8 protein-coding genes are annotated in these 7,703 nt (G+C 45.9%); 4 read left to right on the forward strand and 4 right to left on the reverse strand.

Features of this window, described 5'->3' with window-relative positions; translation table 11 throughout:
• The 4 genes from Q0314_RS02050 to Q0314_RS02065 form a co-directional block, all read left to right on the forward strand.
• Positions 1-574: threonine--tRNA ligase (locus Q0314_RS02050; protein WP_298055970.1), on the forward strand; the 574-nt coding region annotated here is incomplete at its 5' end.
• A 172-nt stretch (positions 575-746) separates the two neighbouring features.
• Entirely contained in the window at positions 747-1,262 is a 516-nt protein-coding gene (gene infC / locus Q0314_RS02055) for a translation initiation factor IF-3 (protein ID WP_002944238.1), read from the forward strand.
• Positions 1,263-1,325: 63 nt separating this feature from the next.
• The gene (locus Q0314_RS02060) at positions 1,326-1,574 is read left to right on the forward strand and encodes a hypothetical protein (protein WP_298055973.1); all 249 of its coding nucleotides are present in this window, start codon (positions 1,326-1,328) and stop codon (positions 1,572-1,574) included.
• Positions 1,575-1,581: 7 nt separating this feature from the next.
• Positions 1,582-1,971, forward strand: a complete 390-nt coding sequence (locus Q0314_RS02065; RefSeq protein ID WP_298055976.1) for a hypothetical protein — start codon at positions 1,582-1,584, stop codon at positions 1,969-1,971.
• Between the two features lie 215 nt (positions 1,972-2,186).
• Here Q0314_RS02065 and Q0314_RS02070 read toward each other — a convergent pair whose 3' ends face one another.
• The 4 genes from Q0314_RS02070 to metE all read right to left on the reverse strand — a co-directional run bounded on the left by Q0314_RS02070 (position 2,187) and on the right by metE (position 7,195).
• On the reverse strand, positions 2,187-2,513 hold the full coding sequence (locus Q0314_RS02070) for a hypothetical protein (RefSeq protein ID WP_298055979.1): 327 nt from the start codon (positions 2,511-2,513) through the stop codon (positions 2,187-2,189).
• A 156-nt stretch (positions 2,514-2,669) separates the two neighbouring features.
• Positions 2,670-3,803: a DUF3137 domain-containing protein gene (locus Q0314_RS02075; protein WP_298055983.1), complete on the reverse strand. Its 1,134-nt coding sequence runs from the start codon at positions 3,801-3,803 to the stop codon at positions 2,670-2,672.
• A gap of 8 nt (positions 3,804-3,811) precedes the next feature.
• Complete coding sequence (locus Q0314_RS02080; RefSeq protein ID WP_298055984.1) at positions 3,812-4,693, reverse strand: methylenetetrahydrofolate reductase; 882 nt, start codon at positions 4,691-4,693, stop codon at positions 3,812-3,814.
• A 228-nt stretch (positions 4,694-4,921) separates the two neighbouring features.
• Positions 4,922-7,195 carry a 5-methyltetrahydropteroyltriglutamate--homocysteine S-methyltransferase gene (metE, locus tag Q0314_RS02085; protein ID WP_298055987.1) on the reverse strand — a complete coding sequence of 758 codons (2,274 nt, stop codon included), beginning with the start codon at positions 7,193-7,195 and terminating at the stop codon, positions 4,922-4,924.
• Positions 7,196-7,703 lie beyond the last annotated feature (508 nt).

Genomic DNA, 7,703 nt, shown 5'->3' on the forward strand with positions numbered 1-7,703 from the left:
AAACGGCTTTAAATATGGCATCGACGAGGGTGGCGGCGCATTCTACGGTCCAAAAATCGACATCAAAATCACCGACGCGCTAAAACGCAAGTGGCAATGCGGCACGATCCAGGTCGATTTTAACCTGCCTGAGCGCTTTGATCTGGGCTACATCGACGCAAATAACGAACGCCAGCGCCCCGTTATGCTACACCGTGCGCTACTGGGAAGCTTTGAGCGATTTATCGGTATTTTGATTGAGCACACGGGCGGCGAACTACCGTTTTTCGTCGCTCCGACGCAAGTAGTCATCGTGCCGATTAGCGACGCGCACCTAGACTACGCCAAAACCGTTGCCAAAGAGCTTCGCAAAATCGGCGTAGATAGCGAAATCGCAAGCAAAAACGAGAGCCTAAACAAACGCATCCGCACTGCAGAAAAACAGCGCGTGCCGATGATAGCCGTACTTGGCGACAACGAAGTGGCAAATAGCGCTATCGCCCTGCGCGACCGCACGACTAGGGAGCAAAAAGATATGCAGCTGGATGAATTCGTAGGGCTGCTAAAATCAAAACTCGCCGAGGTAAGTTTTTGAAACCCCAGCGAAAATCCGCTAAATTTAAGCTAGGCGCGGCTTTATGCTAAGCCTAGCTTTTACCAAAATCCGCAAAAATTGTCACGGCGCAATAAATTTCTACGAAAAATACAATAAAAACACAATATTTTTGGATATAATCAACAAATTTCAACTTAAAGGAAAAAACTAATTGGCTAAAGAAAACGAAGTGTTGCTCAACGAAGATATCAGAGCGAGCGAAGTAAGATGCGTGGGGGACGACGGCACCGCATACGGCGTCATCCCAAGAGTAGAGGCCTTGAAAATCGCCGAGAAAATGGGGCTTGATCTGGTGCTAATCGCGCCTGACGCTAAACCTCCCGTTTGCAAAATAATGGACTACGGCAAATTCCGCTACCAACAGGAAAAAAAGCAAAAAGAGGCCAAGAAAAAGCAAAAAACGATCGAAGTAAAAGAGATCAAACTCTCCGTCAAAATCGCTCAAAATGACATAAATTATAAAGTCAAGCATGCGCTTGAGTTTCTAGAAGAGGGCAAACACGTCAAATTTCGCGTATTTCTAAAAGGCCGCGAGATGAGCAATCCCGAAGCCGGCGTCGCGATGCTGCAAAAGGTCTGGGAGATGGTAAAAGACGTCTCCGACCGCGATAAAGAGCCGCTGCTAGAAGGCCGCTATGTCAATATGCTAGTAACGCCGAAGAGATAAAAATTCATAAATTTGGGCGATTTCTCGCCCAAATTTATCCCAAAATTCCATCAAAGGAAATTTATGACTGCACAAGAGCTAGGAAAAGAACTGGCAAATATGTATTTTACGGCGAAAGACGGCGAAAGAGTAGCCATGATACATTTGTTTGGTATAAGATTTAGCAAACAAATATTATCAAATAAAATAAGTGCAAATGAAATCATCAAGTATGCAAAATCTCCGGATGGTTCCATAGTGAATAAATCATATTTTGCAGAGATAAATAAGGGCGTAAAGCTAGCAAAATATGTTGAAGAAAAGATAGATTAAAACGAATATGCAAAAAGCAAACTCGCGCAAGTCAAATCGCTACACAAACGATCAGATCAAAGAAATTTTAAAAATACGTATCGAGCTAGCAAAAGAACTGATCTCCTGCGAAATAGCGGAGCGAGAAACGCTAAAAATCATCTCGACCTACCCCATTCACAATCTAAACTATGACGCCAAGCGAATGCAAAAAACTCTTGTTGGCATAGGCGAATACGGCTTTGGTTGCCCTGCTAACTGGGCGCAAGCACTGCTTGAAATAACGAGCGGCGAAGAGCGAGCGCAAATTTTTAAAGCCCTAAAAGAACAACAGCGACTATATCTCGAAAAAGACGGTAAAAATAACAAAAAGCTAGAAAAAGTCTTTCAGGCCGCCAAGCAAAATTTAACCGAGTAAAATCAAAAACAAGCTCGGCAAATTTAGAAAACACCGCTCACAATACAAATTTACAGTCTCACGAAACATACCTACGCGATAACACCAAAGAAGCAAAATTTGATAAATTTGAGCCAAAATCGCTAAAGCATAAATTTCGTATGCGACCGCCCAAGGCTAAATTCCACGCCCAAAGCGGCCGCATACTTAAAGCTAGTGCCCAGAACGAGCCGCGATTATTTGCCGACCTTTTTGCAGCACTCTCTCATGTGGCCACCGCTCTTTTTGCAGCATTGCGCGTAAGCTTGCTTTGAGAGAGCGTCATTTTTTTTCACTCTCTGAGGACCCGCACCACCCTTGCCGTACTCGTATATCACGCCAAGCTCTTTGCAAGAGCCCGCTTCGTTATCATTATAGTTATAACAAGCTGCCGTGAAATACTGCACCGCGTTAGCCCACTCTCCTCTGGATACGGCTCTCAATCCATCGCCGTACTCTTGGCCGCCTTGTGCCGAAGACAACGCCAAACACGCCAAAAAGATCGCTAAAATCAACTTTTTCATGACGACTCCTTTGTGTGGATTTGTAAGACGATTATACTACAAAAACGCTTTGATGTTTAGAAAATATTTACGCTATATCGTGATTAAATTTACGTAAAATTTTATCATTGCATTCAAATTTGAGCTGCGAGCCACAAAGCCGTCCAAATTTCAAAATTACCAAATTTTGCGGTTTAAATTTAACTCTTTTACTATCTGAGCAAAGCTTGCTATCTCGCTCTCGTAAAGCGCTATGGTTTCGTTGTTTATTAGCGATTTGCGGATATCTGGCTCAAAGTCGTCACGCCAGGTCTCTACGGCGATAAAGATTCGATTATCCTTAAAAACGGAGTTTACAGGGGCGTCTAGTCTTAGGCAAAGCAGAGTAAAATTTTCCATCAGCGCCGGGCTAAGTGCGTATCTAGCGCCGATCTGATCGGTCGTATAGACGTCAAATATCTCTTCAAATCTCGCGTCGTCCATATTTGCCTTCTGCCCGTAAACCGCTAAATTTCGCGAATTTACGTGCGCAATTTGCGTTATGGAGCTTAGCTTTTTATTAAAATCCGCCTTAAAAAGCACGCCTCGAAATAGCACGACCGTCTCGGTGCCGTTTTTCTTTTTCACCTTTTTGGCCGCGTAAAAGTCGCTAAATTTGATGCTAACGCCATCTATATCGCCCTCAACGAGATCCTCGCTGCTCCACTCATCGACCCTGCAATCATAAATCGTAAAAAAATCATCAAGCCCCAGCCCGCGGTCTTTATCGTAGCTAAGGCCGTGCTTTTTTACGATATTTTCTATGATTTGACGTTTAAAATTTGCCCTAAATTCTCGCCTTTTAGACGCAGTCAAAAGGCCGGTCGTCGCAGCATACGAGATCGCGCCCAGCGTCACGCCGAAAATCGCATCTAGAAAATACGCCGCTGCTGCGCCTACACAAACGCCTACCACAAGGGCGATTAGGCTTGCTTTTTTGACGGCGGCTACTAAATTTACGCGCTCGTTTTCTAGCTCGCTCAGCTCGGCGGCAATCTTGCTAGAGACGAAATTTTGAGCATTTTCGTTTGGAGTTTCCGCCGGTTTTGCATAAAAATTTGCTATAAATCCATAAATCGAAGGAGCGACAAAAAGAATAGCCGCGGCGCCGATAAAAAGGTAGCTAAAAGGCTCGTGAAGCCCGTCGTTTAGGAGCGCGCTTGATAGCGCAAAAAGGGCTGGCACGGCGGTCAGGACGGCAGCTACGCGCATGAGTTTTTTGAGCGCGTTGGCGCGTTTTGCCTTGGCGTAGAGCTCGTCCGTATCCGCCATCTTTTCTCCTAAAATTGCCTAAACTCGCGAGCTAGCTCTAGGCTCGCCTCGATCTCGGCGCGCTTAGCCATCACGCTTTCGATGTTTGCGCTCAAATTTAGCCCGTTTTCGTCGCCGAATTTCTTTAGCTCGCGCCAAATTTCTTTGATGATCTCGCAACTTTGAGCTAGATAGTCCTCGCTAGCGTTTAGACGCGCCTCAACCGCGCTAGGAACGCTAACGCCCAGCCATTTGATAAACTCTAGCGTTTTTGGGTTGCCCGCCGTTGAAAACGTGAGAAATATCGGCTCGGTTATCTTTGAGGCCGCACAGTCCTCTAAAAATTTACGCGTCATCTGCGCGTCAAAGATCGCCTGCGAGATAAAAAACTTCGCCCCAGCCGCGATCTTTTCGTGCATTCTTTGCGGTTCGTCGCCCTTTTTGGCGTGACGCTCGGCGATACACACTCCGCCGACGGCTAAATTTTCAGATTCGCCCGCGATCTCGTACGCGCGAGCCAAATTTAACCGCACTTTTTGCGAGCTAGACGTTGCTCCGACTAGCACGTTTAAATTTGAGCTTTGTTCGACTAAGGCCGCGCGAAATCCCTGCTCGTCGTAGCCGCTAGCCACGCGGTAAAAGATGCTTGGAGTCGAGACGTTTAGGTAGTCGCGGTAGTAAATTTCTGGGCTTAGCGTGCCGCTAAACTCAAATGTCCGCTCACTATCGTTTCTCTCGCTCTCGTCTTGCACTTCGTAAAGCACGAGCCCGTCGGCGTTTATGCTCTCTATCCTACCCGTCCAGCGATCAGAGATGTCGCGCAGTTTGGCTTCGTCAAATTCGGCCTTTGGCGGCGTTAATCCGTAGAGCACGAGCCCCTTTTCTTTGTTTAAAATTTTTTCTTTTAACATGAAATTTCCAAATTTAAAATGTAGAAAACCGCGCCGTTTGCGGTTAAATTTACGCTGCTACGGCGCGTGCGCAGGATAAATTATTCGCCAGCGACCGACAAATTTGATCCGCGTCAAATTTGAGCGGGTTTTAAAAATCATCACCCACAATTTAGCGGACAAAAGCCGCTTCGGCCGTAAATTTAAACGGCAAAGCGGCAAATTTATCCGAGTCGCAAGCGGTTAAATTTATGAATTTCTTACGATCTTGACGGCTTCGACCATATTTTTTAGGCTCGGCTCGACCTCTTCCCATTTACGCGTTTTTAGGCCGCAGTCCGGGTTGATCCAGAGCTGTTTTTTTGGCAGAACCTCGAGCAGCGCGCGGATCTGGCGCACGATCTCGTCCGTGCTAGGAACCCGCGGACTGTGGATGTCGTAGACGCCAGGGCCGACTTCTTGTTTGTAGCCGACGGATTTAAAGATCTTTAGCAGTTCGTTGCCGCTGCGAGCGGTCTCGATGCTGATGACGTCGGCGTCCATCGCCTCGATGGTCTTTATGATGTCGTTAAACTCGGAGTAGCACATATGAGTGTGGATCTGAGTTTTTGGCTCGGCCGAGCTAACCGAGAGCTTAAAGCAATCAACCGCGAATTTCTCGTACGCAGGGATGTTTTCGGCGCGTAGCGGATAGCCCTCTTTAAACGCCGCTTCGTCCACTTGGATGATGCGGATGCCGGCATCTTGCAGGTCTGCGATCTCGTCAAATATGCAAAGTGCAAGCTGTTTAGCCACCTCGCTGCGAGGTAGGTCGTCGCGCACGAAGCTCCAGTTTAGCATGGTTACAGGTCCAGTTAGCATGCCCTTCATTATGCGGCTAGTGCGACTTTGGGCGTATTTCATCCACTCGACGGTCATCGCTTTTGGACGGCTCACGTCGCCAAAAAGTAGAGGCGGTTTCACGCAGCGGCTGCCGTAGCTTTGTACCCAGCCGTTCTCGCTAAATGCATACCCTTCGATCTGCTCGCCGAAATACTCGACCATGTCGTTACGCTCAGGCTCGCCGTGGACTAGTACGTCTAGGTCGATATCTTCTTGAAATTTGACGCAGTCGTCGATGTATTTTTTGATACCGGCTTCATACGCGCTCGCGTCGATCTCGCCTTTTTTGAAGTTTTGGCGAAGCACTCTTAGCTCGACGGTTTGCGGGAAGCTACCTATCGTCGTAGTTGGTAGGATGCCGTAGTTTAGGCTTTCGCGTTGGATTTTGATGCGATCTTCAAATTTATCTTCGCGCTCAAATTTGACTAGATTTTTCACGCGGTTTTGCACACTTGACGAGTGAATCAAATTTGACGTCGCGCGCGTTTTAACCGCAGCTTTGTTCTCTTCGTAAATTTTGCTCTCCGCCGCATTTAGCGCTACGCCGTTGGCTAGTTTGGTTATGATTTTGATCTCGTCTAGTTTTTCTACGGCAAAGCTCAGCCAGCTTTTGACCTCGGAGTTTAGTTTTTCTTCGTATTTTAGGGTATATGGCACGTGAAGCAGCGAGCAGCTAGGTCCGACGTAGAAATCTTTGCCACCGATTTTTTCGCCGATCTCGCGGACTAAATTTACCTTTTCGTCGATGTTGCTTTTCCAGATATTACGTCCGTCGATGATGCCAGCAAATAGCGTTAAGCGGCTGTTTTTGATAGCTTCAAGCGCTTCAAAATTTCTTTTTCCGTGAACGAAATCAAGTCCGATACCGTAAATTTTAGTTTTTGCTACCTCGGCGACCGCTTTTAATGCGTGTTCGAAATACGTCATAAATACGATTTTGACGTTGTTTGAGGCTTCGGCTAGCTCGTTATACACCTTACCGATGACGCTAAGCAGGATATCTTCGTTTTTATCGGTCGCAAAAATCGGCTCGTCAAACTGCACTAAAACCTCATCGTCAAGCGTCGAAAGTAGCTCAAGAAGCTTTTTATATTCGGCGACTAGAGCGTTTAGATTTTTAAACGGGCAGCTGCCGTCGGTGGTCTTTGAAAGCGCCAAAAACGTGATAGGGCCGATCAAATTTACCTTGCCTTTTACGCCCGCAGCCTTTGCCTCTTCGTATTCGGCAAGGATTTTTGATGCATCAAGCTTAAACGACGTCTCGGCGCTAAGCTCAGGCACGATGTAGTGGTAGTTTGTGTTAAACCACTTCGTCATCTCCATCGCTACGCCGGTTTTGTTACCGCGCGCGCAGGCAAAATACTGCTCTCGTCCGCTCAAATTTGCAAATCTAGGCGGTACGGCGCCAAACGCGACGATGCTATCAAGCATCAAATCGTAAAACGAAAAATCATTTACGCTGATAGCCGAGATTTCGGCGTCTTTTTGGTATTGCCAGTGCCTGTTTTTTAGCGTTTTAGCGACGCTTAGCAAGTTCTCCTCGCTAAAGCCCTCTTTGCCGGCCCAAAGACCCTCAAGCGCGCGCTTTAGCTCTCTTTTTTCTCCGATTCGCGGGAAACCCGTAACATAACTTTTTATCATTTTGATTCCTTTAAATTTTGATTTTTTATTTTTAAATTTTAAGCTTATTCAAAGTCGCTCAAAAGAGCTGGCTTAGAAACGGCGGGTGGCAACCCGATTTTCTCAAACTAAAATAAAATTTATAAAAAACTCTACTAAACAAATTTCGCCCGAATTTCAAACACTGCCTCGCTTTATTTTTAAAAATGCAGTTACAATGCAACGGACCTGCTAGCAAAAATGGATTTATATCAATATGAAAAAATGTAAAATCGTTTAAAAATTTGCGTGATTTTTGAAAATCGCTGATATGTTTTTTGCCGAGATTAACGAGCTTTATGCATGGGACAAGGCATCAGCGTTTTTCCTTTGAGATAAATTTTGTCCGGCATTATAAACGCTCTTTGCCAAATTTTTGTTTAAAGCTTGGGCGCTACTAAATTTCACGCCCAAAAATTTTTAGTCTTTTTTGCCTTTATTTAAAGATTTTAGCTTAGCGTCCATATCAGCTGTAAGCATCGTAAAGACC

Origin of the sequence: uncultured Campylobacter sp. (assembly GCF_938040115.1) — a bacterium.
Lineage (GTDB): Bacteria > Campylobacterota > Campylobacteria > Campylobacterales > Campylobacteraceae > Campylobacter_A.

Excerpts from the sequence above, each read along its gene's own strand:
- Q0314_RS02070 (WP_298055979.1), bottom strand. The coding sequence starts at position 2,513 with ATGAAAAAGTTGATTTTAGCGATCTTTTTGGCGTGTTTGGCGTTGTCT.
- Q0314_RS02075 (WP_298055983.1), bottom strand. The coding sequence starts at position 3,803 with ATGGCGGATACGGACGAGCTCTACGCCAAGGCAAAACGCGCCAACGCG.
- Q0314_RS02065 (WP_298055976.1), top strand. The coding sequence starts at position 1,582 with ATGCAAAAAGCAAACTCGCGCAAGTCAAATCGCTACACAAACGATCAG.
- Q0314_RS02060 (WP_298055973.1), top strand. The coding sequence starts at position 1,326 with ATGACTGCACAAGAGCTAGGAAAAGAACTGGCAAATATGTATTTTACG.
- Q0314_RS02080 (WP_298055984.1), bottom strand. The coding sequence starts at position 4,693 with ATGTTAAAAGAAAAAATTTTAAACAAAGAAAAGGGGCTCGTGCTCTAC.
- metE (WP_298055987.1), bottom strand. The coding sequence starts at position 7,195 with ATGATAAAAAGTTATGTTACGGGTTTCCCGCGAATCGGAGAAAAAAGA.